The 24430-nt window shown below is 42.5% G+C and carries 23 protein-coding genes and 2 riboswitches; of the genes, 21 read left to right on the top strand and 2 right to left on the bottom strand.

The features are described 5' to 3' along the window. Nucleotides 1-3 precede the first annotated feature (3 nt). From argR to arcC, 5 genes are all read left to right on the top strand, one after another. The gene (gene argR, locus ACI35L_RS08050; RefSeq protein WP_439802633.1) at nt 4-459 is read left to right on the top strand and encodes an arginine repressor; all 456 of its coding nucleotides are present in this window, start codon (nt 4-6) and stop codon (nt 457-459) included. A 229-nt stretch (nt 460-688) separates the two neighbouring features. Then, nucleotides 689-1927, top strand: coding sequence for an arginine deiminase (gene arcA, locus ACI35L_RS08055; RefSeq protein ID WP_082196991.1), 1239 nt, complete (start codon nt 689-691; stop codon nt 1925-1927). 51 nt (nt 1928-1978) lie between these two features. Then, nucleotides 1979-2989, top strand: a complete 1011-nt coding sequence (argF, locus tag ACI35L_RS08060; RefSeq protein WP_439802634.1) for an ornithine carbamoyltransferase — start codon at nt 1979-1981, stop codon at nt 2987-2989. A gap of 66 nt (nt 2990-3055) precedes the next feature. After that, a complete protein-coding gene (gene arcD, locus ACI35L_RS08065) occupies nt 3056-4471 on the top strand; it encodes an arginine-ornithine antiporter (protein ID WP_049669613.1) in 1416 nt (471 codons plus the stop codon). Nucleotides 4472-4505: 34 nt separating this feature from the next. Beyond that, nucleotides 4506-5471: a carbamate kinase gene (gene arcC, locus ACI35L_RS08070; RefSeq protein ID WP_439802635.1), complete on the top strand. Its 966-nt coding sequence runs from the start codon at nt 4506-4508 to the stop codon at nt 5469-5471. Between the two features lie 55 nt (nt 5472-5526). Here the strand turns inward: arcC and ACI35L_RS08075 are convergent, their stop codons facing one another. After that, nucleotides 5527-5655: a YuzL family protein gene (locus ACI35L_RS08075; RefSeq protein WP_082196992.1), complete on the bottom strand. Its 129-nt coding sequence runs from the start codon at nt 5653-5655 to the stop codon at nt 5527-5529. A gap of 179 nt (nt 5656-5834) precedes the next feature. On the opposite strand from ACI35L_RS08075, the gene ACI35L_RS08080 reads away from it, so the two are divergent. From ACI35L_RS08080 to sufB, 16 genes are all read left to right on the top strand, one after another. After that, nucleotides 5835-8225 (top strand): 3-hydroxyacyl-CoA dehydrogenase NAD-binding domain-containing protein, encoded by a 2391-nt coding sequence (locus tag ACI35L_RS08080; RefSeq protein WP_439802636.1) that lies wholly within the window; start codon nt 5835-5837, stop codon nt 8223-8225. Nucleotides 8226-8254: 29 nt separating this feature from the next. Next, a complete protein-coding gene (locus ACI35L_RS08085; protein WP_049669616.1) occupies nt 8255-9433 on the top strand; it encodes an acetyl-CoA C-acetyltransferase in 1179 nt (392 codons plus the stop codon). Between the two features lie 78 nt (nt 9434-9511). Continuing rightward, nucleotides 9512-11296 carry an acyl-CoA dehydrogenase family protein gene (locus tag ACI35L_RS08090; protein WP_049669617.1) on the top strand — a complete coding sequence of 595 codons (1785 nt, stop codon included), beginning with the start codon at nt 9512-9514 and terminating at the stop codon, nt 11294-11296. A gap of 84 nt (nt 11297-11380) precedes the next feature. Then, nucleotides 11381-11734, top strand: a complete 354-nt coding sequence (locus ACI35L_RS08095; RefSeq protein WP_049669618.1) for an arsenate reductase family protein — start codon at nt 11381-11383, stop codon at nt 11732-11734. Nucleotides 11735-11808: 74 nt separating this feature from the next. Then, the gene (gene gcvH / locus ACI35L_RS08100) at nt 11809-12192 is read left to right on the top strand and encodes a glycine cleavage system protein GcvH (protein WP_049669619.1); all 384 of its coding nucleotides are present in this window, start codon (nt 11809-11811) and stop codon (nt 12190-12192) included. A 242-nt stretch (nt 12193-12434) separates the two neighbouring features. After that, entirely contained in the window at nt 12435-12770 is a 336-nt protein-coding gene (locus tag ACI35L_RS08105) for a toprim domain-containing protein (RefSeq protein ID WP_049669620.1), read from the top strand. 26 nt (nt 12771-12796) lie between these two features. After that, complete coding sequence (locus ACI35L_RS08110; protein ID WP_049669621.1) at nt 12797-13054, top strand: thioredoxin family protein; 258 nt, start codon at nt 12797-12799, stop codon at nt 13052-13054. 132 nt (nt 13055-13186) lie between these two features. Then, nucleotides 13187-13296, top strand: a riboswitch (SAM riboswitch). Between the two features lie 88 nt (nt 13297-13384). After that, nucleotides 13385-14701, top strand: a complete 1317-nt coding sequence (locus ACI35L_RS08115; protein ID WP_049669622.1) for an O-acetylhomoserine aminocarboxypropyltransferase/cysteine synthase family protein — start codon at nt 13385-13387, stop codon at nt 14699-14701. A gap of 93 nt (nt 14702-14794) precedes the next feature. Beyond that, nucleotides 14795-14912, top strand: a riboswitch (SAM riboswitch). 111 nt (nt 14913-15023) lie between these two features. Then, nucleotides 15024-16055, top strand: coding sequence for a methionine ABC transporter ATP-binding protein (locus ACI35L_RS08120; RefSeq protein ID WP_439802637.1), 1032 nt, complete (start codon nt 15024-15026; stop codon nt 16053-16055). Continuing rightward, nucleotides 16052-16720 carry a methionine ABC transporter permease gene (locus tag ACI35L_RS08125; RefSeq protein ID WP_049669624.1) on the top strand — a complete coding sequence of 223 codons (669 nt, stop codon included), beginning with the start codon at nt 16052-16054 and terminating at the stop codon, nt 16718-16720. The genes ACI35L_RS08120 and ACI35L_RS08125 overlap by 4 nt, the downstream gene beginning before the upstream one ends. A 15-nt stretch (nt 16721-16735) precedes the next feature. Then, a complete protein-coding gene (locus ACI35L_RS08130) occupies nt 16736-17566 on the top strand; it encodes a MetQ/NlpA family ABC transporter substrate-binding protein (RefSeq protein WP_049672748.1) in 831 nt (276 codons plus the stop codon). A 668-nt stretch (nt 17567-18234) separates the two neighbouring features. Next, nucleotides 18235-19020, top strand: a complete 786-nt coding sequence (gene sufC, locus ACI35L_RS08135) for a Fe-S cluster assembly ATPase SufC (RefSeq protein ID WP_049669625.1) — start codon at nt 18235-18237, stop codon at nt 19018-19020. A gap of 17 nt (nt 19021-19037) precedes the next feature. After that, a complete protein-coding gene (gene sufD, locus ACI35L_RS08140; RefSeq protein ID WP_049669626.1) occupies nt 19038-20345 on the top strand; it encodes a Fe-S cluster assembly protein SufD in 1308 nt (435 codons plus the stop codon). Further along, the gene (locus ACI35L_RS08145) at nt 20345-21574 is read left to right on the top strand and encodes a cysteine desulfurase (RefSeq protein ID WP_049669627.1); all 1230 of its coding nucleotides are present in this window, start codon (nt 20345-20347) and stop codon (nt 21572-21574) included. Before sufD ends, ACI35L_RS08145 begins: the two co-directional genes overlap by 1 nt. Further along, complete coding sequence (gene sufU, locus ACI35L_RS08150) at nt 21564-21995, top strand: Fe-S cluster assembly sulfur transfer protein SufU (protein WP_049669628.1); 432 nt, start codon at nt 21564-21566, stop codon at nt 21993-21995. The genes ACI35L_RS08145 and sufU overlap by 11 nt, the downstream gene beginning before the upstream one ends. Nucleotides 21996-22050: 55 nt before the next feature. Next, complete coding sequence (gene sufB / locus ACI35L_RS08155) at nt 22051-23448, top strand: Fe-S cluster assembly protein SufB (protein WP_049669629.1); 1398 nt, start codon at nt 22051-22053, stop codon at nt 23446-23448. 313 nt (nt 23449-23761) lie between these two features. Here sufB and ACI35L_RS08160 read toward each other — a convergent pair whose 3' ends face one another. Continuing rightward, nucleotides 23762-24280 carry a CueP family metal-binding protein gene (locus tag ACI35L_RS08160; RefSeq protein ID WP_439802638.1) on the bottom strand — a complete coding sequence of 173 codons (519 nt, stop codon included), beginning with the start codon at nt 24278-24280 and terminating at the stop codon, nt 23762-23764. Nucleotides 24281-24430: the final 150 nt, after the last annotated feature.

Below are 24430 nucleotides of genomic sequence, written 5' to 3' on the forward strand. Positions count from 1 at the left end.
ACGATGATGAACAAGAAAGAAAGACATGCCTTAATAAAGAAAGTGATTACTCAAAATGAAATTAAGACACAGGAACAGCTTGTGGAGGAATTGGCGAAGAATGGGCTTGAGGTAACACAGGCAACGATCTCAAGGGATATTCGCGAACTGAACCTAGCAAAATATCCTGCGAAATCGGGCGGTACCCGATATGGTTTCATAGCTGAGTATAAATATTTAGATACGATGAAATTACGTAAAAAGCTAGAAGATGCGCTAATTGGAATGGAGCGAATTGAGTATTTTATCATTTTAAAGACGCTGCCTGGCCATGCTCAAACAATTGGAGCAGTATTGGATGAGCTGGATTGGACAGAAAAAGCTGGCACAATCTGCGGGAATGATACATGCCTCATTATTTGCAAAACGAAGGAACAGGCAAAAGTAGTAGAAAATCGGATGGTTACGCTAAGTCATTAAAAAAATTTTTTTGAATAGAAGATGTGTATTATACAGCTTTTTATTCAATTTTTCGTTTTAGGTAAGCGCTTTCTTAGATGGTGTTTAAATAATCATACGGTTATTTCGCTAATTATAAAGAATTTTGTGAGATTTTACACACTTTTTATGTGAAAATTATCACAATTTTAAAATGGAGTGTTTCTTATAATTAACTTGTAAGTTAAATCAAACGCGGGAGGTAAGGAGATTGAGCACCCCTATTCATGTAACTTCAGAAATTGGGAAATTAAAAACTGTGATGTTAAAACGTCCAGGTCAAGAAGTAGAAAACTTAACCCCGGAATATCTAGAGAGATTGCTTTTCGATGATATCCCTTATTTACCTAAAATCCAAGAAGAACATGATTATTTTGCTAAGACCTTGCAAGACCAGGGCATTGAAGTTTTGTACCTTGAAAACTTGGTGGCCGAATCATTAACCAACCCGGAAATTAAAAAGGAATTTGTCGGCCGTATGCTAAAAGAAAGCAATGCGACAAGTCCTCAAACTTTTGAGAATCTTCAAGAGTATTTATTATCATTCTCTAATCTCGATATGGTCAATAAAATTATGGCCGGTATTCGCAAGAATGAGCTTGAGATTGAGAAGAGAAAACATTTGTATGAAATGATGGAGGATCATTATCCATTCTACACCGATCCAATGCCAAACCTTTATTTCACACGCGACCCTGCTGCTTCAATCGGCAATGGCTTAACTATTAATAATATGAGAGAGCCTGCTCGTCGCCGTGAATCTATGTTCATGGAATATATCATTAAGCATCACCCAAGATTTGCGGGTCATGATATTCCAGTTTGGCTTGATCGCAATTATCATAATCCAATTGAGGGCGGCGATGAGCTTGTCTTGAGTGAAGAAGTCATTGCGATTGGCGTATCAGCACGTACATCTGCTAAAGCCATTGAGCGCTTGGCTTTGAACCTATTCAAACATCCTAAACAAGACAAAGTTAAGAAAGTCGTAGCCATTGAAATTCCAAAAAGCCGTGCATTCATGCATTTGGACACTGTCTTCACGATGGTCGACCATAATAGCTTCACCATGCATCCAATGATTCAAGGCCCAGGCGGTAAAATGAATATCTATATCCTTGAAAAAGGTGAAGATGAAAACCATGTAAATGTCACTCACCGCACAAACCTTCAAGAGGCGTTGAAAGAAGTCTTGAATCTTTCTGAGCTTGACCTGATTCTTTGCGGTAACGGTGATGAAATCGCAGCTGCGCGTGAACAATGGAATGATGGATCCAACACGCTTGCGATTGCACCAGGTGTGGTTGTTACATATGATCGAAACTATATTTCTAACCAATGCTTACGTGAACACGGCATTAAGGTTATTGAAGTCAAAAGCTCGGAATTATCCCGCGGTCGTGGGGGCCCACGCTGCATGAGCATGCCGATTGTACGCGAGGATATTTAATTACGACTAAAAGATAAATCATTCACCATTTATGGAAGGGGAATCGTCTAAATGCTAGTAACAAAACCAGATTTCAAAGGAAGAAGTTTCTTATGTGAAAAGGATTTTTCTGAAGAAGAATTATTATACATGATTGATTTTGCGGCTAATTTGAAAGAAATGAAGAAACAAGGCATTCCGCATCATTATATGGCTGGCAAGAACATTGCCCTTCTTTTTGAAAAACCATCAACAAGAACTCGCTGCTCTTTCACAGTTGCTTGTATCGATCTAGGAGCACACCCTGAATACTTGGGTAAAGATGATATTCAGCTTGGAAAGAAAGAATCTATTGAAGATACAGCAAAGGTTCTTGGCAGAATGTTTGACGGAATTGAGTTCCGCGGATTCGAGCATTCTAAAGTAGAGTTATTGGCTGAACACTCTGGTGTTCCAGTATGGAATGGCTTGACAGATATGTGGCATCCGACTCAAACATTAGCAGATTTCTTAACTGTTAAAGAAAATATCGGCCACTTAAAAGGTGCGAAATTTGTCTATGTCGGAGACGGCCGCAATAATGTTGCAAACAGCTTGCTGATTGGCGGAGCAATCGTCGGTATGGATGTGAGAATTTGCTCTCCTGAATCTTTATTCCCTGAAAGCTCTATCGTTGAGACAGCAAGAGAATTGGCAGAGAAATCTGGTGGACGTGTAACCATTACAGCAGATGTTGATGAAGCGGTAAATGGAGCAGATGTCATTTATACAGATGTTTGGGTATCCATGGGTGAAGAGGATAAATTCGCAGAACGCATCGCCTTGCTTTCTCCATATCAAGTGAACATGGAGATGATTAGAAAAACAGGCAATGATAATGTTATTTTCCTTCACTGCTTGCCAGCATTCCATGATCTAGAAACTTCCTATGGCCGTGCAGTGCATGAAAAACACGGATTAAGTGAAATGGAAGTGACAGATGAGGTATTCCGCAGCAAACACTCTAAAGTATTTGATCAAGCGGAAAACCGTATGCACACAATCAAGGCTGTAATGGCCCTAACATTGGGTGATATTGATTAATCACATAGATCAGGAGGCGGGGATTTGCTTCCCTGCCTTCACAATTTATCAAAGAGGTGAGAAACAATGGATGGTAACAAGAAGTTAGGTTTGGTTTCGTTAATCGCGATTGTTGTCGGTTCCATGATTGGCGGCGGAGCATTTAACTTAGCCTCCGACATGGCAGGAGCCGCATCACCTGGTGCCACAATCATTGGTTGGGTCATCACAGGTATCGGGATGATTGCTCTAGCATTCTCTTTTGAAAACTTGAATGAAAAACGCCCTGACCTGGATGGCGGGGTATTTAGCTATGCTACAGCAGGTTTTGGTAAATTCCTAGGGTTTAACAGTGCTTGGGGGTACTGGATTTCTGCTTGGCTCGGAAACGTAGCCTATGCGACACTCGTATTCTCATCCATCGGTTATTTCTTCCCAATCTTTGAAGGCGGCCAAACGATTGCTGCCATTATCGGGGCAAGTATACTTTTATGGTTCGTTCATGGTCTTGTATTAAGCGGTGTACACTCTGCAGCGCTTGTTAACGTCGTGACAACAATCGCTAAGCTTGTTCCTATTTTCCTATTCATTATTATCGGTATTTTTGCTTTTCATGCAGATATTTTCATCGATGATTTCTGGGGAACAGGCGGCGGATTCCAATTCGCTGATGTCATGGCTCAATCAAAAAGCACAATGCTAGTTACATTATGGGTATTCATTGGTATTGAGGGAGCGGTTGTTCTTTCAACTCGTGCCAAAGACAAAAAAGATATCGGTAAAGCAACTGTTATCGGTTTGGTAAGTACGCTCATTATTTATATTTTAATTTCCTTCTTGTCTATGGGTGTTATGGCTCGAGCAGATGTAGCTGGGTTAAGCAACCCTTCCATGGCCTATGTACTTGAAAGTATTGTTGGTCCTTGGGGTGCTATTGTCATCAACCTTGGCTTGATCATTTCCGTATTGGGAGCTTGGTTAGGCTGGACAATGCTTGCAGCTGAAATTCCATATTTGGCAGGTAAAGAAAAATTATTCCCATCTTGGTTTGCAAAAGTGAACAAGAATGGTGCGCCATCCAATTCTCTATGGCTGACAAACGGATTAATCCAAGTATTCTTACTTACATTCCTAGTATCTGAGGAAGCGTATAACTTTGCATTCTCATTAGCATCATCAGCTATTTTGATTCCATATGCTTTCACAGCATTCTATCAATTGAAATATTCCATTCAAGATAAAGCAGCCGATCGTACGAAGAATCTCGTTGTCGGGATTGTTGCGAGCGTCTATGCTATCTGGATGGTCTATGCAGCCGGTGTCGGTTACCTACTATTAACTATGCTGCTCTATGCACCAGGTATCATTATTTATTATCTCGTTCAAAAAGAAGCCAATGTGAAACAAGTATTCACCAAATCAGACTTGGCGATTTCTGCCGCACTTATTATCTTTGCGGTCATGGCTATTTATGAATTGATCACTGGAGGCATTACAATTTAATCCATTCATTTGATACGGTAGGAGGAATTCTTTTATGAAAAGGCAAAAGATTGTCATTGCTCTCGGAGGCAATGCTATACAGTCTGGAGATGCGAGTGCTAAAGCACAGCAAAAGGCGCTTGAGAAGACAGCCGAACAGCTTGTCGGCCTTGTCGAGAAAGGAAATGATATTTTAATCTCTCATGGGAACGGTCCGCAGGTCGGCAATATTCTTTTGCAGCAAAAAGCAGCGGACAGTGAAAAGAATCCAGCAATGCCTCTCGATACATGCGGTGCAATGTCCCAAGGGATGATCGGGTATTGGCTAGAAAATGCAATGGATAAAGCATTAGCCAAAAAGGGGCTGGATAAAGAGGTTGTCGGCATTGTTACACGAGTAGTGGTTGACGAGAATGATCCTGCCTTCATTCATCCGACAAAGCCGATTGGTCCTTTCTATACAAAAGAAGAAGCAGAAAAAATGATGTCCGAAACAGGGGCTTCTGTAAAAGAGGACGCAGGACGCGGCTGGAGAAAGGTAGTTCCTTCACCAAAGCCGATCAGCATTCAAGAGCATAAAAGCATCAATACACTTGTTGAAGACGGCAAAATTGTCATCTCAACAGGCGGCGGCGGAATACCGGTCGTAGAAAAGAATGGAGAATTAATCGGAGTCGAGGCTGTAATTGATAAGGACTTTGCTTCAGAGAAGCTAGCTGAGCTTGTTGATGCGGATGTTTTCCTCATTCTTACAGCTGTAGACAATATTTATATCAATTTCAATAAACCGAACCAGCTGATGCTTGAAGAAGTTGGTACGGAACAGTTAAAAGAATATGCGGCGGAAGGGCAATTCGCACCGGGAAGCATGCTTCCAAAGGTTGAGGCCGCCATTCAATTCGCAGAATCAAGGGAAGGCAGAACAACAATCATTACCTCCCTTGATCAAGTTGTGGAAGCCCTTGAAGGAAAAGCAGGAACAAGGGTTTCCATGGAATATAATAAAATGTACACCGTTTAATTAGGCAAACAAGGTTCATGGGCCCTGTACCATTCATATAATGGTATGGGGTCCATTATTTTTTGAATTGACTATTCTGGCTGTTGGACTTTCCATAACGCTTTTCTACATGCGGTCCAGCGTCTCCTTTCACGCTTGCCGCACTGACACCTGCTTTAGATGGATTTTTCTTTAATCGAGCCATTAGTGAATCACCTCCACATATAGCTTTTACTAAATGATGCAAAACAAAAATACCATTTTTATGGCTTTTTCATTGCAGAATTTACAAATATCTCTTATATTTATAAATATAGGATATTAATTTTCAAATTTTTTTGAGTTAAAAATGAATGAGCATTCATTCAAATTAAAGGGGGATTAATGTTGAACCTTCAAATTAAAAAAGCAGCCGTATTAGGCTCCGGAGTAATGGGATCTGGGATTGCCGCACATTTAGCCAATCTGGGGATTCCAGTTAAGCTACTAGATATCGTTCCGAGAGAGCTTTCTGGAGACGAACAAAAGAAGGGGCTTACACTCGAAGATAAGCAAGTTCGTAACCGACTAGCCCAAACAGCGATTCAAAAATTAGTCAAACAAAAGCCTGCACCACTGACTTCAAAGAAAAACCTATCATTAATCGAAGCAGGAAATTTCGAGGACGACCTACCGAATATCGGTGACTGTGATTGGATCATTGAGGTAGTTGTTGAAAGATTGGATATTAAACAAAGTGTATTTGCTCAAATAGATGAATATAGAAAGCCTGGGTCGATTATCAGTTCCAATACATCCGGCATTTCAATCGAAGCGATGGCAGAAGGACGCTCAGAGGACTTCCGGAAGCATTTCCTTGGAACTCACTTCTTTAATCCGCCGCGGTACTTAAAGCTATTGGAGATTATCCCGACAAAGGATACCGACCCGCAGGTCTTAAAGGCGATGAAATTGTTTGGTGAGGATGTACTTGGCAAAGGAGTCGTAGAGGCGAAGGATACACCGAACTTCATCGGGAACCGAATTGGAACCTATGGCTTGCTCGTCACTGTCCAGGAAATGATTGAAAGGGGTTACAGTGTTGGCGAGGTTGATTCTGTAACAGGCCCGCTGATTGGACGTCCGAAGAGTGCGACATTTAGAACGCTTGATGTAGTCGGTCTTGATACATTTGCGCATGTTGCGAGGAATGTCTATGACAATGTCAGCAATGAAAAAGAAAAGAACGTATTTGAAATACCAGAGTTCATGACAAAAATGCTTGAAAATGGATGGCTCGGAAGCAAATCAGGCCAAGGATTCTACCTAAAGAAGGGGAAAGAGATTCTTGAGCTGGACCCATCTACGCTTGAATATACAGAGCGCAAGAAACTGAAAGCGCCATCACTAGAGATGGCGAAGCAGGCGAAAGGCGCAGCTCGTAAATTGAAATCACTTGTCTATGCGAAAGACCGCGTGGGGGAATTATTGTGGAATATCACTAGCCCAACACTTGTGTACTCAGCACAATTATTAGGTGAGATTGCAGATGATATCGTCGCAATTGACCAAGCGATGAAGTGGGGCTTCGGCTGGCAGCTTGGGCCGTTTGAAATCTGGGATGCCATTGGGGTTGAGAAATCTGTAGCTAAGATGGAAGAAGAGGGTATGACGGTTCCTGCGTGGGTGAAAGAAATGCTTGAAGCTGGCCACACCTCCTTCTATAAAGAAGGGGAGAATGGCACGCTCTTCTATATAAATGGAGACTACAAGGAAGTCGCTGTTAATGAGAAAGCGATTAACTTGAAGCAGCTCAAAAAGCAAAAAGGAGTTATTAAGAAAAACAGCGGCGCCAGCCTGATTGATCTCGGCGATGGTGTTGCCTTGCTTGAATTCCATTCACCAAATAACGCGATTGGTTTTGACATTATCCAAATGATTAATTATGCGATTGATGAAGTCGAGAAGAATTACAAAGGCTTGGTAATTGGCAACCAGGGCAAGAATTTCTGTGTCGGTGCCAACTTGGCCATGATTCTCATGGAAGTTCAGGATGACAATATATTTGATGTTGATATGATTATTCGTCAATTCCAGCAAGCGATGATGAAGATTAAATATAGCAAGAAACCAGTAGTAGCTGCACCGCACAATATGACACTGGGCGGAGGAGCAGAAATTTGCTTGCCGGCAGCCCGCATTCAGGCCTCATCTGAGACCTATATGGGTCTTGTTGAAACAGGAGTCGGCTTGCTTCCTGGGGGAGGCGGAAATAAGGAATTGTATATCAAACATTTGAGCAGCCTGCCAAATGGGGTAGACTTTGACCTTACCCAAATAGCCATCAAGGTATTTGAAACCATTGCCACAGCGAAGGTATCCACATCCGGTGAAGAAGCCCGTGATAATAACTTCTTGAATGCGGCAGACGGCGTAAGTGCCAATCCTGATCATCAATTATATGATGCGAAGCAGGTCGTTTTAGGATTAGCCAATACAGACTATAAGCCGCCGGTTCGCAAGAAAATACCTGTATCCGGTGAGCCTGGATATGCAGCCCTGCTGCTAGGGGCACAAACGATGCTTTATTCCGGCTATATATCTGAGCATGATTTGAAGATTGCGCAGAAGATTGCCTATGTACTTGCAGGAGGCAAGGTTCCATATGGCACTGAGGTCGATGAGCAGTATTTGCTTGACCTTGAGCGCGAGGCTTTCATCAGTCTTGTTCAAGAAGCTAAATCACAAGCTCGTATGCAGCACATGCTCGTTAAAGGCAAGCCATTACGTAACTAAGAATAAATCGATTTATGAGGGGGATTGGCATGAGAGAAGCAGTAATAGTAGCTGGAGCAAGAACGCCGGTCGGAAGAGCGAAAAAAGGAACTCTTGCAAGTGTAAGACCGGATGATTTAGGTGCTTTGGTTGTTAAAGAAACATTAAAACGTGCAAATAATTATGACGGTCCAATTGATGATATGGTGTTTGGCTGTGCGATGCCTGAAGCAGAACAAGGCTTGAATGTTGCAAGAAACATTGGAGCATTGGCTGGGCTTCCATACAATGTGCCAGCTATCACCATCAACCGCTATTGTTCCTCTGGCCTTCAATCGATTGCCTACGGAGCGGAGCGCATTATGCTCGGCCATTCTGATACGGTGCTGGCCGGCGGGGTGGAATCGATGAGCATGGTCCCGATGATGGGTCATGTCGTCCGCCCTAATGCCACATTGGCTGAAACGGCTCCTGAATATTATATGGGTATGGGCCACACAGCTGAGGAAGTAGCAAAGAAATTCAATATCTCCCGTGAGGATCAGGATGCGTTTGCTGTACGAAGCCATGAGAGAGCGGCTAAAGCAATCGCTGAAGGAAAATTCAAGGATGAAATCGTTCCGGTTGACGTAACCCTTCGTCAGGTTGGGGCAGATAATAAATTGATTGAAAAGCAAATCCAATTCGATACTGATGAAGGTGTTCGACCAGGAACAACGGCAGAAGTACTTGGCAAACTGCGCCCAGCTTTCTCCGTCACCGGTACGGTCACTGCAGGGAATGCTTCTCAAACGAGTGACGGTGCTGCTGCTGTTTTGTTAATGGATAAGGAAAAGGCTATTGCTGAAGGATTAAAACCGCTTTTGAAATTCCATTCCTTCGCGGTTGCAGGTGTACCGCCAGAGATTATGGGAATTGGTCCAGTTGAGGCTATTCCAAAGGCACTTAAACTCGCTGGATTAAGCCTGTCTGATATCGGTTTGTTTGAATTAAATGAGGCGTTTGCTTCTCAATCCATTCAGGTTATCCGTCATCTAGGCTTGGATGAAGAAAAGGTCAATGTTAACGGCGGAGCCATTGCGCTTGGGCATCCGTTGGGCTGCTCTGGAACGAAATTGACACTCAGCCTTCTGCATGAAATGAAGCGCCGCAATGAGCAATTCGGTGTCGTGACCATGTGTATCGGCGGCGGAATGGGTGCTGCAGGCGTATTCGAATTACTGGCTTAATAGATGAATAGAATTCACTCCGGCAGAAGAGGTCAGTACCTTTTTGCCGGAGCCAAACATTAAGGAGGAACGAAGAAAATGGCTAACCAAACAGAAGAAGTGTTAAAAGGCGGAGCATTCTTAATTGAAGATATCGATGCAGAGAAAATGTTCACACCGGAAGATTACTCAGATGAGCATAAAATGATTGCGAAAACAACTCAAGACTATTTGGTCAATGAAGTCATTCCACAAGTCGAATACTTGGAGGAGCATGAATTTGACCGTTCTGTCAAACTATTGAAGCAAGCTGGAGAGCTTGGATTACTAGGAGCTGACGTACCAGAAGAGTACGGCGGCCTTGGTCTAGATAAGATTAGTTCTGCGCTAATTACAGAGAAAATGGCTCCTGCAGGAGGGTTCTCCATTACTCATGGCGCTCACGTTGGAATTGGTTCCCTTCCAATTGTCTTGTTCGGTAATGAAGAACAAAAACAAAAATACTTGCCGCTTCTTGCGACAGGTGAAAAATTGGCTGCCTATGCACTAACTGAGCCGAGCTCAGGATCTGACGCACTTGGTGCGAAAACAACAGCTAAATTGAATGAAGCGGGTACTCATTACATCCTTAACGGAGAAAAACAGTGGATCACGAATGCTGGATTCGCAGATGTATTCGTTGTTTATGCGAAAATCGACGGCGACAAATTCTCTGCTTTCATCGTCGAAAGAGAATATCCAGGCGTTTCTACAGGAGCAGAAGAAAAGAAAATGGGAATCAAGAGCTCTTCAACACGTACATTGATTTTGGAAGATGCTGAGGTTCCAGTTGAAAATCTTCTAGGCGAAGTTGGACGAGGACATGTCATCGCCTTTAATATCTTAAATATCGGACGTTACAAGTTGGGTGTAGGTGCAGTAGGTGCCTCCAAACGCGCTCTTGAGCTTGCATCAAGCTATGCAAATCAGCGTCAGCAGTTCAAAACACCAATTTCCTCCTTCAATCTGACTAGAGAGAAGCTTGCGACAATGGCATCCAAAATCTATGCTTCTGAAAGCTCTGTTTATAGAACAGTTGGTTTATTTGAAGAAAGAATGAGCCGCTTGAGCGATGAAGAAGTAAAAGATGGCAAAGCAGTTGCACAATCCATTGCCGAGTATGCCATCGAGTGCTCTCTCAATAAATTCTTTGCCTCTGAAGTATTAGATTATGTTGTCGATGAAGGCGTACAAATTCACGGCGGATATGGCTTTATGGCTGAATATGAGATCGAAAGAATTTATCGTGACTCTCGTATTAACCGTATTTTCGAAGGAACAAACGAAATCAACCGTTTGCTTGTACCAGGTACCTTCTTGAAAAAAGCGCTTAAAGGCGAACTGCCATTGCTTCAAAAAGCCCAAGAGATTTCTGAAGGCCTTATGATGATGATGCCGGAAGAAGCAGGAGAAGAGCCGCTTGATCAAGAAAAGCTGCTAGTGAAAAACGCGAAGAAAATCGGGATCATGATTGCCGGCCTGGCTGCTCAAAAATTCGGTACAGAGCTTGAGAAGGAGCAAGAAATCCTTGTGAATATTGCAGATATTGCTTCTTACATCTATGCTATGGAATCTGTTGTCCTTCGTACCGAAAAGGCCATTCGTGCAACTGGTCTAGAGAAGAACAAACAGAAGCTTCTTTACACACAAATCTTCTGCCAGGAAGCATTTGGAGAAATTGAGAAGCATGCGAAGGAAACCCTTGTTGGCACAGAAACAGGTGATACTCTTCGCATGATGACATCTGCCCTTCGCAAATTCACTCGTTTTACTCCAGTAAACGTGATTGCGCTTAAACGCGAAGCAGCAGAAAAAATCGTTGAAGCAGAGCGCTTTGTTCTTTAATGAAAAGTAGATGTTATGAAGCCCGGCATGTGCTGGGCTTTTTTCGTGCGGATATGATATGCTTCAAATGAGGTGAAGATAAATATGATGACGTTTTATTGGTACCCAAAATGCGGGACATGCAGGAAAGCGAAAAAATGGCTGGATGATCATGGCGCAGCCTATGAAGCCATCCATATCGCTGAAACCCCGCCGACAAAAGAAGAGCTTAAAGCGATATATGAAAAAAGCGGTTTACCTTTGACGAAGCTCTTCAATACAAGTGGAATGAAATATCGTGAATTAGGGTTAAAGGACAAACTGAAGGGAATGTCTGAGGATGAGATGCTCTCCTTATTGGTCTCTGACGGAATGTTAATCAAGCGTCCGATTGCGTATGACGGGGAAAAGGCAACCATCGGCTTTAAGGAAGAAAATTTTGAGTCTGTATGGGCATGAATTAATTGTCAAAAAAATCGTTTGATGTCATGATAGAGATGATGAAAGACTACATAATATGGGGGTAGAGCAAAATGAGCATACTGAAGGATTTGAAATACACAAAAGAGCATGAGTGGGTTAAGCAGGAAGATGGAACAGTGCGTATTGGAATCACTGATTTCGCCCAAGCGGAGCTTGGTGACATCGTCTTTGTTGAACTTCCTGAAGTGGATGATGAAATCACAAAAGACGAACCATTCGGAAGCGTAGAATCTGTTAAAACGGTCTCTGAGCTCTATGCGCCAATCAGCGGAAAGGTTGTTGCCATTAATGAGGAGCTGAGTGACAGCCCTGAATATGTCAACGAATCTCCATATGAAAAAGCATGGATGATTATTGTTGAACCATCTAACAGCAGTGAATTAGAGGATTTACTCAGCGCTGAACAATATGAAGAAGCCATTAATGAAGACTAATTCTTAAAGGATATGAGAAAGGGAAGGAGATGTCCTTCCTTTTTTTAATGCCTATCTATTTGTCCTTTGAATGCGGCTTGCCTTCTTAGAACTACATAATCTGCATACTAATAACATGCTTTTGATTGTTAGAGAACCGAGAAAAGCTTTATGCAAAGAGTTGGTTTGTTACATTTACCTTGCATGGGGTATGATACGTATAATAGAAGGAAGGCTTATAATAGCTCGGAAAAGGTGATGAAATGACGGACAAGGTCATCATTGTAGAAGGCAATCGCGACCGAAAGAAGGTATTGGCCGTTTTGGCTGAGGATATAGAAATCATTTGCACGAATGGAACAATAGGGCTTGAGAAGCTGGATGAATTAGTGGAATCTCTTGAGGATAAGGATGTATATATACTGGTGGATGCCGATGAATCTGGAGAGAAATTAAGACGTCAATTAAGAAGAGAGCTCCCGAATGCGGAGCATTTATATATAGATCGAGTGTATCGAGAGGTCGAGGATGCCCCTGCCCGTCATATTGCAGAGGTTCTAACAGAAGCCGATATTCTTGTGAAATCGTTCAATCAATAAAAGATAGAGAGGATCGAAGAAGATTCATGAAGAAAGCTATCTATGCGTATACCCCCTTATGCGGTACATGCCAAGTCGCAGGAAAGATGCTTGATGTGGCTGAAGAGCTAGTGTGCAATGTCGAAATCGAAAGAGTGAACTTAAATTATGCTAAGGAGCTTGCGGAACAATATCAAATTGAGAGTGTGCCATGCTTAATTCTCCTGGAAGGAGAGCTGGTGGTTGATAAAATATATGCCTTCCAGTCGGTTCCGTATCTTATTGCACGATTGCGTGATTTATAGAGTGTAAGAAAACAGATCTGTTATTTCGAGTAAACAGTCTGTTTTTTTGTGGGTATTAATAATTAAAAATTCAGAATTATCAATTGACTCCTTTTTTTTCCTATGCTATAGTTTTAATCAACTAAACTGAATAACTTATCGAGAGTGGCGGAGGGACTGGCCCGTTGAAGCCCGGCAACCGGTATCACTAAATGTGATGCACGGTGCTAAATCCTGCGGAATCATATTCCGGGAGATAAGGCGAGATGAATCGAATCTACCCTCTTCTCCTAAGTGAAGAGGTTTTTTATTTTCCGGGAAATCACAAAAGATGAAAAGGAGTGTCGAAGGATGGGAGAAAAGAAGAAGTATCGCTTTGAAACAGTAGGAATTCATGGAGGGCTGCAGGAAGATGCATTATCTGGAGCAAGGGCCGTGCCTATCTATCAATCCAATGCTTATTTATTTAAGGATACAGACCATGCGGCCAATTTATTCGGGTTATCAGAGCCTGGCTATATTTATACCCGGATTCACAATCCGACATCGAGTGTCCTTGAGGAAAGGGTTGCAGAGCTTGAGGGTGGAATTGGTGCGCTTGCTGTTGCGAGCGGTCAAGCAGCCGTCACATTGTCCATTTTGAATATTGCGGGTGCAGGCGATGAAATTGTGGCAGCTTCTACACTCTACGGGGGTACATATAATTTATTTGCGACAACACTCCCTAAATATGGAATAGAGGTGAAGTTTGTCGACCCAAGTGATCCGGAGAATTTCAGACAGGCTATCACGCCGAAGACGAAGGCTGTCTTTGGAGAAACAATCGGTAATCCAAGCTTGAGTGTACTGGATATTGAAAAGGTGGCAGAGATTGCCCATGAGGCTGGTATTCCGCTTATTGTTGACAATACATTTGCGACCCCGTATTTATGCCGGCCAATTGAGCATGGAGCAGATATTGTTGTTCACTCTGCAACGAAATGGCTGCTTGGGAATGGAACAACCTTAGGGGGCATTATTGTGGATGCAGGAAAGTTTGACTGGAATTCTCCGAAATTCCCAGGGTTTACGGAGCCTGATTCAAGCTATCATGACATCATTTACAGCGAGGCCATTGGGGCAGCTGCCTATATTATTAAAGCGAGAGTCCAGCTATTAAGGGATTTGGGTCCAGCCTTAAGTCCATACAATGCATTTCAATTTATTCTTGGTCTTGAAACCCTGCATGTCAGGATGAAGGAGCATATTGCCAATACTGAGGAGATCATTGAATACTTAAAGCAGCATCCAGCTGTAAGCTGGGTTCTGTATCCAGGTGATCCAGACCATCCTGATTATGAGCTCGCCAATAAATATTTGCCAAAAGGAGCGGGTGCTGTAGCTGTTTTCGGCATCAAGGGCGGAAGGGCTGCCGGAAAGACATTGATTGATACAATCGGCCTGTGGTCACATGTCGCGAATGTCGGAGATGCGAAGAGCTTGATTATTCATCCCGCAAGCACGACTCACCAGCAATTAAGGGGAGAAGATTTGAAGGCATCCGGGGTGACTGATGATCTCGTTCGTCTTTCCATCGGGATTGAGAATGTGGAGGATTTAATCGAAGAGCTTGAGCTTGCTATCGAGAAGGCAACAGGCATCAGCTCCCAATCCGTTACAACGAAATGATAGAATTTTGTGGTAAAATAAAAAGTCCTTATTGACACCTCGTTCTTCTCCATGGTAGGATAACATTCAGTAACAAGTGAATGAATCGAACGACTCTTATCCAGAGAGGTGGAGGGATGTGCCCTATGAAGCCCGGCAACCGGCAATCATGACAGCCATGATTGAAAAGGTGCCAATTCACACAGGATTATTAAGTCCTGGAAGATGAGAGAAAGGAACATGCATAAGTTAATTATTCATGCCTTTCTGCTCATAGCAGGAAGGCATTTTTTATTGAATTGGAATCTATGGAGCATAAGAGAAAGAGCAGGTGAAGGTTTAAGTGATCACGTTAAATGATGTATCCAAGACATATACAAAAACATTTAAAAAAGGTACATCCATTAAAGCCGTTGATCATGTGTCCCTATCAATTGAGCAAGGTGAGATATTTGGGATTATTGGATACAGCGGAGCTGGAAAAAGTACGCTTATCCGCATGCTAAACGGGTTGGAGAAACCGACAAAAGGAACAGTAAAGGTTGCCGGACGAGATATGGGCGCCATTAAAGGTAAGGAATTACGGAATGCTCGTAAGGAAGTGAGCATGATATTCCAGCACTTCAATCTTCTATGGTCACGGACGGTTAGTGAAAATATAGAATTTCCGCTGGAAATAGCGAGAGTGCCAAAGCATAAGAGGAAAGCTAGAGTGAAGGAGCTTATCAAGCTTGTCGGCCTTGAAGGGCGCGGAGATGCCTATCCTTCCCAATTGAGCGGCGGACAAAAGCAGCGTGTCGGCATTGCGCGTGCACTTGCCAATAATCCAAAGGTCCTTTTATGTGATGAGGCAACATCAGCACTCGATCCACAAACAACAGATGATATTCTCGATTTATTGGTTGATATCAATAAACGTTTAGGCTTAACCATTGTCCTTATCACCCATGAAATGCATGTCATTCGCAAGATTTGTCATCGTGTAGCAGTAATGGAGCTGGGCAAGGTTGTGGAAAGCGGGCAGGTGCTAGATGTGTTCAAGAAACCGGAAGCACCTATTACGAAGCGATTTGTTCAGCAGGTGACAGAGCCAGAGGAAACGAAGGAAACGATTGAGCACATGCTTGAAGCTTATCCGACAGGGAAGGTTGTTCAGCTATCCTTTATTGGTGAGTCAGCGGAAACCCCAGTGCTCTCTGAGGTCATTCGTTCTTACCAAATTAACGTAAATATTATGCAAGGGAAAATCTCTCAAACTCAAAACGGTTCCTATGGAACCTTATTCATTCATCTGGATGGAGAACAATCAGAAGTAGCGAAAGCCATCGAGTATCTCCATAATCAAGACATCGGTGTGGAGGTGATTTCAGAATGATGGAGACCTATTTTCCAAATGTCGTGTGGGAGCGTATTTCAGAGGCAACGATGGAGACGCTATACATGACAGGAATCGCTTTAGTCGCAACCTTTTTCCTAGGCATTATCCTGGGCCTTCTGTTGTTCTTGACATCAAAAGGAAATCTGTGGGAAAACAAATTCATCTATGGAATTGTGGGCGCCTTTGTGAATATTTTCCGCTCCATTCCATTTATTATCTTAATCGTTCTGCTTATTCCCTTCACAAAAGCCCTCGTGGGAAGCATTATTGGGGCAAATGCGGCACTGCCGGCTTTAATCATCGGTGCGGCGCCATTTTATGCGAGAATGGTTGAGATTGGACTTAGAGAAATTGACAAAGGGGTTATTGAAGCTGCCAAGTCGATGGGAGCAACCTCGTTCACCATCATTTGGAAGGTGTTGATTCCTGAGTCATTACCAGCACTTGTGTCTGGGATAACGGTAACGGCAATCGCATTAGTTGGCTATACAGCGATGGCAGGGTTGATTGGAGCAGGCGGACTTGGTAATTTAGCTTACCTGGAAGGGTTCAGCCGAGGACAATCCGATGTAACAATAGTGGCCACCATCTTAGTATTGATCATCGTGTTTATCCTCCAATTTATTGGAGATATCATAACCAGGAAACTGGATAAACGTTAAGGGAGGAAGATGGAGTTGAAAAAGAAATTATCATTCATTTTAGTACTTTGCTTCACTTTAATATTGGCGGCTTGCGGCAGTTCAGAGGATTCAGGTTCAGGTGATGGGGATACAAAGAAATTGACTGTAGGCGCATCTAATGTTCCTCATGCAGAAATTTTGGAAAAGGCAAAGCCATTACTTGAAGAAAAGGGCATTGACTTGGAGATTGAAGTATTCACTGATTATGTAATGCCGAATAAAGCGTTAGCGGATGGATCCATTGATGCAAACTACTTCCAGCACATCCCGTATTTCGAGCAGCAGGTTGAGGAGAATGAGTATGATTTCGCTAATGCTGGCGGAATTCATATTGAGCCAATCGGCGTTTACTCCAAGAAATATGACAGCTTAGATGACCTGCCAGAAGGGGCTGAAATTATTATGAGCAGCTCCGTTGCTGACCACGGCCGTATCCTATCTATGCTTGAGGCAGAAGGTTTAATCACATTGAAGGAAGATGTGAATAAAGTGAAAGCCACTGTAGATGATATTGAGAAAAACCCTAAGAAATTGAAATTTAAAACAGACATTGAAGCGCCAATGCTTACTCAAGTCTACAATAATGATGAAGGCGATGCAGTCTTAATCAACTCCAACTATGCGATTGACGCAGATCTTGTCCCAGCTGAGGATGCAATCGCACTTGAAAGTCCTGAAGATAACCCGTACGTGAACATTATTGCGGTTCGTACGGAAGATAAGGATAATGAAGCAATCAAGACATTGGTTGAAGTCCTTAAATCCGATGAGATTAAAGACTTCATCAATGAAGAATATAAAGGTTCTGTCATTCCAGCAGAATAAAAAAATACAAAAGGTGCATGTCCGATTCATTTCGGAATGCACCTTTTTTCTTCTATTATATATACCTGCTTGATAAGACATATCGTCCGGCATTTCTCAGAATGATGAAGCAATTCCATTGAGAAATCGACGAAATCACTTTTAACAATCGCTCAGCGTGGTATATAGACATTGAGAGCTCTCTAATAAAGTGATAACCTTAACTTAATAATTCGAAAGGGATGATTCATTATTTTTGACAATCAGCTGCATCTCAGAGTGACGAACGAAATGGAAAAGGCTATGAGGCAGGCGCACGGAGTTGGATATGAGGTGTACAACCAGAAGTTAGATGTGCGCATGCGAGTAGAGGAACGACGAGAAGACAGTTATTTGAAAAGTAATGAGATTGTAAATGATCTGAATCGACGAGTCTTCTAATTTTAGAAGATATTATAGAAAAATGGGAAAGAACCAGCATACAATTGCTGGTTCTTTTCTTTCTCATAATTTAACTTTATAATAGCCTTACGCAGTAATTGTTATGGCAGGAGAGTGTAGTTTTTTCAAGGATTTTTAAGGGCTCAAAAAGTTGAATCCAGATTCTATTTGTTATAATATTGGAATGAGAATAAATTGAGAATAGAAACAATCTAACTTTAGATAACTATATTATTGGAGGTATAAGTATGGCTGGTTCAGTACTTACAATTAAAGATTTACATGTTGCAATTGATGGCAAAGAAATTCTAAAAGGTGTTAACCTTGAAGTTAAAGGTGGAGAAATCCATGCAATCATGGGTCCTAACGGTACAGGGAAATCTACATTGTCCTCTGCAATCATGGGCCACCCTAAATACGAAGTAACAAGCGGATCAATCACAATGGACGGCGAAGATGTGCTTGAAATGGAAGTTGATGAGCGCGCTAAAGCAGGTCTATTCCTAGCAATGCAATATCCAAGCGAAATCTCCGGCGTAACAAACGCTGATTTCATGCGTTCTGCCATCAACAGCAAACGCGGTGAAGGGAACGAAATTTCCTTGATGAAATTCATCAAAGAAATGGATAAGAAAATGGACCTTCTAGAAATGGACCAAGATATGGCACAGCGTTACCTCAATGAAGGTTTCTCCGGCGGTGAGAAAAAGCGTAATGAAATTCTTCAATTAATGATGCTTGAGCCGGCTATTGCCATTCTTGATGAAATTGACTCCGGTCTTGATATCGATGCCCTTAAAGTTGTTTCTAAAGGAATCAACCAAATGAGAGGCGAAGACTTCGGATGCTTAATGATCACTCACTACCAACGCTTATTGAACTACATCACACCTGATTATGTTCACGTTATGATGCAAGGTAAGATCGTGAAATCCGGTGGTGCAGAGCTTGCACAGCGTCTAGAGGCTGAAGGCTATGAGTGGATTAAGGAAGAGCTAGGCATTGAAGACGAAACAGTAGAAATCGAAGCTTAAGCAATAGGAGGATCATTATGACAACAGAAACTACGTTACCAATTGAAAAAGATGCAATCACTTCTTTTTCAAAAGCACATAGTGAGCCTGCTTGGCTAGAAAGCCTTCGTCTTGAAGCCCTTTCTGAAGCCAGTGTGACTCCTATGCCAAAACCAGATAAAACAAAAATCGATAAATGGAATTTAGAGGATATGAAAGTGAGCGCGGTTGACAGTGAGCCGTATGCTGATCTTGATGGGCTCGCTGATGAAGTGAAAAGCTTGCTTAATCCAGCAGAGGACAGAAGCCTCTATATCCAAAGAAACCATACAGCTGCACACCTGACACTTTCGAAAGAACTTCAGGAAAAAGGCGTTATCTTCATGAATCTTCAAGCTGCAGCAAAGGAACATCCTGAGCTTGTTCAAAAATACTTCATGACGAAGAGTGTTCCAGTTACAACAAATAAATTGACTGCTCTTCATGCAGCGTTATTCAATGGCGGCGTATTCTTGTATGTACCTAAGAATGTCGTGATTGAAGAGCCTATTCAAGCAGTCTTTGTTATTGATAATAAAGAAGCAGATCTATATAACCACGTGTTGATCGTTGCAGAGGATAACAGCTCTGTTACGTATGTGGAAAACTATATATCCTTAGCAGACGGCAAGCCGGTTCTTGGAAACTTAATTTCTGAGGTCATTGTCGGAAACAACGCACAAGTAAAATACGGTGCAGTGGATACCCTATCTAAGGATATGCAAACATATGTCAACCGTAATGCATATGTTGAGAATGACGGCCGCGTTGAATGGGCGCTTGGCTTGATGAATGACGGTAATACGATTTCTGAAAACATCACAAATCTTCATGGAAATGGAGCGTATGGTGATACAAAAACAGTCGTTGTCGGAACAGGGAACCAAATACAGAACTTCACAACGAAGGTTATTCATTTCGGTAAACATTCTAATGGCTACATCTTGAAGCATGGCGTAATGAAAGATGCTGCTTCATCTATCTTCAACGGCATCGGCAAAATTGAACATGGTGCAACGAAAGCAGATGCGGTTCAAGAATCACGCGTATTGATGCTTAGCCCAGAGGCGCGCGGGGATGCAAACCCGATTCTTCTTATTGATGAAGATGATGTAACAGCAGGTCACGCAGCTTCCGTTGGACGCGTCGATCCAACTCAGCTTTACTACTTGATGAGCAGAGGAATCGCCAAAACAGAAGCAGAGCGCTTGATCATTCACGGCTTCTTAGCTCCTGTTGTTAATCAATTACCTGTAGAAGCAGTTAAGAAACAATTGACTGAGGTAATTGAAAGGAAAGTTAAGTAATGATAAGACCTGATATTAAAGAGCTTTTTCCCATCCTTAAGCAAGAAGTCAATGGTCATGAACTTGTTTATCTAGATAGTGCAGCGACATCACAGAAGCCGCTATCTGTCATTCAGACCATCGAAGACTACTATAAACGCTATAATTCCAATGTCCATCGCGGTGTTCATACATTAGGAACCATCGCGACGGATGCTTATGAAAATGCGCGCGAGAAGGTAAGAAAGTTCATTAATGCCCATTCTATTGAGGAGGTTGTTTTCACGAGAGGGACAACAACCTCCATCAATACGGTTGCTGTCAGCTATGGACGAGCTAACCTGAAGCCTGGAGATGAAATTGTCATCAGCATGATGGAGCATCATAGCAATATCATTCCATGGCAGCAAACAGCTAAGGCCACAGGGGCAACCTTAAAGTACATTCCCCTGCAGGAAGACGGAACGATTTCACTTGAGGAAGCAAGAAAGGTAATTACACCTAACACGAAAATCGTCTCTGTTATGCATGTGAGCAATGTTCTAGGCGTTATCAACCCAGTGAAGGAACTAGCGGAGATTGCCCATGAAAACGGTGCGGTCATGGTCGTGGATGGAGCACAAAGTGCCCCGCATATTAAAGTGGATGTCCAAGATCTTGATTGTGACTTTTTCGCTTTTTCAGCTCATAAGATGTGCGGGCCGACTGGTGTCGGTGTCCTATACGGAAAGAAAAAATATCTAGAAGAGATGGAGCCAGTTGAATTCGGCGGAGAAATGATTGACTTCGTAGGATTGCAAGACTCCACTTGGAAAGAACTTCCGTGGAAATTTGAGGCGGGAACGCCGATAATCGCTGGGGCAATCGGACTTGGAGCTGCAATTGATTTTGTGAATGAAATCGGACTCGAAAATATCGAAGCGCATGAACATAAGCTTGCTGCCTATGCTCTTCGGAAATTAGGGGCTATCGAAGGACTCACCATCTATGGTCCGAAAAACCCCGAAGCAAGAGCTGGCGTTATTACATTTAATCTTGATGATGTCCATCCGCATGATGTTGCTACCGTTCTGGATTCAGAGGGTATTGCTATCAGAGCAGGACATCACTGTGCACAGCCATTAATGAAATGGTTACATGTTTCGTCAACGGCACGGGCAAGCTTCTATCTATACAACACAGAACAAGACGTCGACCGCTTGGCCGAAGGACTCGTTAAAACAAAGGAGTATTTCAGTAATGGCTTCTAATAATTTAGATAACCTTTACAGACAAGTAATCATGGATCACTATAAGAATCCTCGCAATAAAGGGTCTCTTGAAGGGGATAGCCTAGTGATTGACATGAATAATCCAACTTGCGGAGATCGAATTCACTTAACTCTTCAGGTGGAGGATGGCATTGTCAAGGATGCAAAGTTTGATGGTGAAGGATGTTCCATCTCCATGTCCTCTGCTTCTATGATGACGCAAACCATCAAAGGCAAGAGTGTGGATGAGGCAATGAAGCTCGCTTCCATTTTCTCTGATATGATGCAAGGCAAGGATTATGATGAAGATAATCTAGACCTCGGTGATATAGAAGCCCTCCAAGGCGTGAATAAGTTCCCGGCACGAATCAAATGTGCCACACTTGCTTGGAAGGCAATGGAAAAAGGTCTGAAGGAATAAATAAAACACGGGTTAGAGGATTTCCTTTAACCAGAAAGAATGGAGGAAGCGATCAATGGCAAAAAAAATGCCTGAAATCGGTGATTATAAATACGGCTTTCATGATAAGGACGTTTCCATCTTCCGTTCTAAACGCGGCCTAACAAAAGAGATCGTTGAAGAGATCTCCCGCATGAAGAACGAACCGCAATGGATGCTTGACTTCCGCTTGAAGTCACTTGAACATTTCTACAAAATGCCTATGCCGCAATGGGGCGGTAACCTTAACGGGCTTAACTTTGACGAAATCACGTACTATGTTAAGCCATCTGAGAAATCAGAGAAATCTTGGGATGAAGTACCTGAAGAAATCAAACGCACATTTGATAAATTAGGTATTCCTGAAGCGGAACAAAAATACTTGGCTGGTGTCTCTGCCCAATATGAATCAGAAGTTGTTTACCACAACATGAAGGAAGACCTCGAAGAAATGGGTATTATCTTCAAGGATACAGATTCGGCTCTCCGTGAGAATGAAGATATCTTCCGTGAACACTGGGCAAAGGTTATCCCGCCATCTGACAATAAGTTTGCTGCTTTGAACTCAGCAGTATGGTCAGGCGGATCATTCATCTATGTACCGCCTGGCGTGAAAGTGGATACGCCATTACAGGCTTACTTCCGCATCAACTCTGAAAACATGGGTCAATTCGAGCGTACATTGATCATTGTTGATAAAGATGCATCTGTGCACTATGTTGAAGGATGTACAGCACCAGTTTACACAACAAACTCCCTTCACAGTGCGGTCGTTGAAATCATCGTGAAAGAAAATGCTTACTGCCGTTATACAACCATCCAAAACTGGGCGAACAACGTATACAACTTGGTTACAAAACGTACCGTTGTTGAAGCGAACGGAACAATGGAATGGGTTGACGGAAACATCGGTTCTAAGCTTACAATGAAATACCCTGCATGTATCCTTAAAGGCGAAGGCGCACGCGGCATGACCTTGTCTATCGCAATCGCTGGTAAAGGTCAGCATCAGGATGCAGGTGCGAAAATGATGCACTTGGCGCCAAACACTTCTTCCACAATTGTTTCGAAATCTATTTCTAAACAAGGCGGAAAAGTAACCTACCGCGGTATTGTCCACTTCGGCAAGAAAGCGGACGGCGCACGCTCTAACATCGAGTGTGACACACTCATTATGGATAATGAATCTACTTCAGATACAATTCCATACAATGAGATTCATAATGATAATATCTCCCTTGAGCATGAAGCGAAGGTTTCCAAGGTTTCTGAAGAACAATTATTCTATCTGATGAGCCGCGGAATCTCTGAGCAAGAAGCGACAGAGATGATCGTTATGGGCTTCATTGAGCCATTCACAAAAGAATTGCCAATGGAATATGCTGTTGAAATGAACCGCCTAATCAGCTTTGAAATGGAAGGTTCCATCGGTTAATATCGTATAAAAAGCCTTGGTAGACACTTGTTTACCAAGGCTTTTTCTATTTCACATTATAGGTCAGTCTATTTATAAGACTACCCTCAAGGAAATGACGAGAGACGAAGAAGCATAGCAATCAGAGGAACGAAGAGAAGTTTTCCTTACTAGAAATAGCTCCGCTTGATAAATGGATAAGCTGCATCCATTTATCGATCGGAGCTATCTTTGTGAAGACAATAGAAAGGGCTGTCAGAAGAGGGAAGGTGAAAAACGAACCAAGTTCTAGAGCGAGGGTATCGTTTTTGGCAAATGACAGGAAGAGTAAATTTTACGATAACTGCATGGTTGTAATACAAGTATTGTCGCCTTCAAAAGTGGAGAGCTCAGATATGGCTGTTTTCCCATCAAATTCAATCTTCACTGTATAGGTTTGATCACGGGGCAACCATAAATCGATGAAACCATTTTTGTATGACTTCTTGGTTTCATTCATAACTACATGACCTTCCTCATCTTGTATGTATAAATTGAATTCCTTTTCAGCTAATTCTCCTTGGCAGCCGGTTAAGCTGTGATTGGTGCAAGGGTGGGTATTGGTGATAAATGGTGCGATTGATACAAAAAACTCATCCTCTGGAAGGTCATACACTGTTTCTTTATCCTCACCCTTTACAAGAAGTTCCTTCGATGTGATGGAAGCAGATTCATCATCCGAATTTCCAACACTGTAATCATGGACCATTTTCTTGATATTCTGTGTTTCCCGATCAATTGCTTCATGCTCTCCACAAGCAGAGACTAGCAGGACGAGCAATAAGCTAAGTGCTGTCAGCAGCCCTTTTTTCATCTAATTGGTCAACTCCTATTTATGAAAGTGGGTGTTAAACTGGGTATTATTTTAGCATAAATGACTCTTTAGCAGAATGAATAAATGGAATTATATTGAATTTTTGTTAATGAGAAAGGGCTGCTCCAACAATCAATCTTCACTGACTGT

The organism is Pradoshia sp. (assembly GCF_051873915.1).
Taxonomy (GTDB): Bacteria; Bacillota; Bacilli; order Bacillales; family Pradoshiaceae; genus Pradoshia.

Excerpts from the sequence above, each read along its gene's own strand:
- arcC (WP_439802635.1), top strand. The coding sequence starts at position 4,506 with ATGAAAAGGCAAAAGATTGTCATTGCTCTCGGAGGCAATGCTATACAG.
- ACI35L_RS08085 (WP_049669616.1), top strand. The coding sequence starts at position 8,255 with ATGAGAGAAGCAGTAATAGTAGCTGGAGCAAGAACGCCGGTCGGAAGA.
- sufC (WP_049669625.1), top strand. The coding sequence starts at position 18,235 with ATGGCTGGTTCAGTACTTACAATTAAAGATTTACATGTTGCAATTGAT.
- sufB (WP_049669629.1), top strand. The coding sequence starts at position 22,051 with ATGGCAAAAAAAATGCCTGAAATCGGTGATTATAAATACGGCTTTCAT.
- ACI35L_RS08095 (WP_049669618.1), top strand. The coding sequence starts at position 11,381 with ATGATGACGTTTTATTGGTACCCAAAATGCGGGACATGCAGGAAAGCG.
- argF (WP_439802634.1), top strand. The coding sequence starts at position 1,979 with ATGCTAGTAACAAAACCAGATTTCAAAGGAAGAAGTTTCTTATGTGAA.
- sufD (WP_049669626.1), top strand. The coding sequence starts at position 19,038 with ATGACAACAGAAACTACGTTACCAATTGAAAAAGATGCAATCACTTCT.
- ACI35L_RS08145 (WP_049669627.1), top strand. The coding sequence starts at position 20,345 with ATGATAAGACCTGATATTAAAGAGCTTTTTCCCATCCTTAAGCAAGAA.
- ACI35L_RS08105 (WP_049669620.1), top strand. The coding sequence starts at position 12,435 with ATGACGGACAAGGTCATCATTGTAGAAGGCAATCGCGACCGAAAGAAG.
- arcD (WP_049669613.1), top strand. The coding sequence starts at position 3,056 with ATGGATGGTAACAAGAAGTTAGGTTTGGTTTCGTTAATCGCGATTGTT.
- ACI35L_RS08075 (WP_082196992.1), bottom strand. The coding sequence starts at position 5,655 with ATGGCTCGATTAAAGAAAAATCCATCTAAAGCAGGTGTCAGTGCGGCA.
- ACI35L_RS08115 (WP_049669622.1), top strand. The coding sequence starts at position 13,385 with ATGGGAGAAAAGAAGAAGTATCGCTTTGAAACAGTAGGAATTCATGGA.
- sufU (WP_049669628.1), top strand. The coding sequence starts at position 21,564 with ATGGCTTCTAATAATTTAGATAACCTTTACAGACAAGTAATCATGGAT.
- ACI35L_RS08080 (WP_439802636.1), top strand. The coding sequence starts at position 5,835 with ATGTTGAACCTTCAAATTAAAAAAGCAGCCGTATTAGGCTCCGGAGTA.
- ACI35L_RS08090 (WP_049669617.1), top strand. The coding sequence starts at position 9,512 with ATGGCTAACCAAACAGAAGAAGTGTTAAAAGGCGGAGCATTCTTAATT.
- gcvH (WP_049669619.1), top strand. The coding sequence starts at position 11,809 with ATGAGCATACTGAAGGATTTGAAATACACAAAAGAGCATGAGTGGGTT.
- ACI35L_RS08125 (WP_049669624.1), top strand. The coding sequence starts at position 16,052 with ATGATGGAGACCTATTTTCCAAATGTCGTGTGGGAGCGTATTTCAGAG.
- ACI35L_RS08110 (WP_049669621.1), top strand. The coding sequence starts at position 12,797 with ATGAAGAAAGCTATCTATGCGTATACCCCCTTATGCGGTACATGCCAA.
- argR (WP_439802633.1), top strand. The coding sequence starts at position 4 with ATGATGAACAAGAAAGAAAGACATGCCTTAATAAAGAAAGTGATTACT.
- ACI35L_RS08160 (WP_439802638.1), bottom strand. The coding sequence starts at position 24,280 with ATGAAAAAAGGGCTGCTGACAGCACTTAGCTTATTGCTCGTCCTGCTA.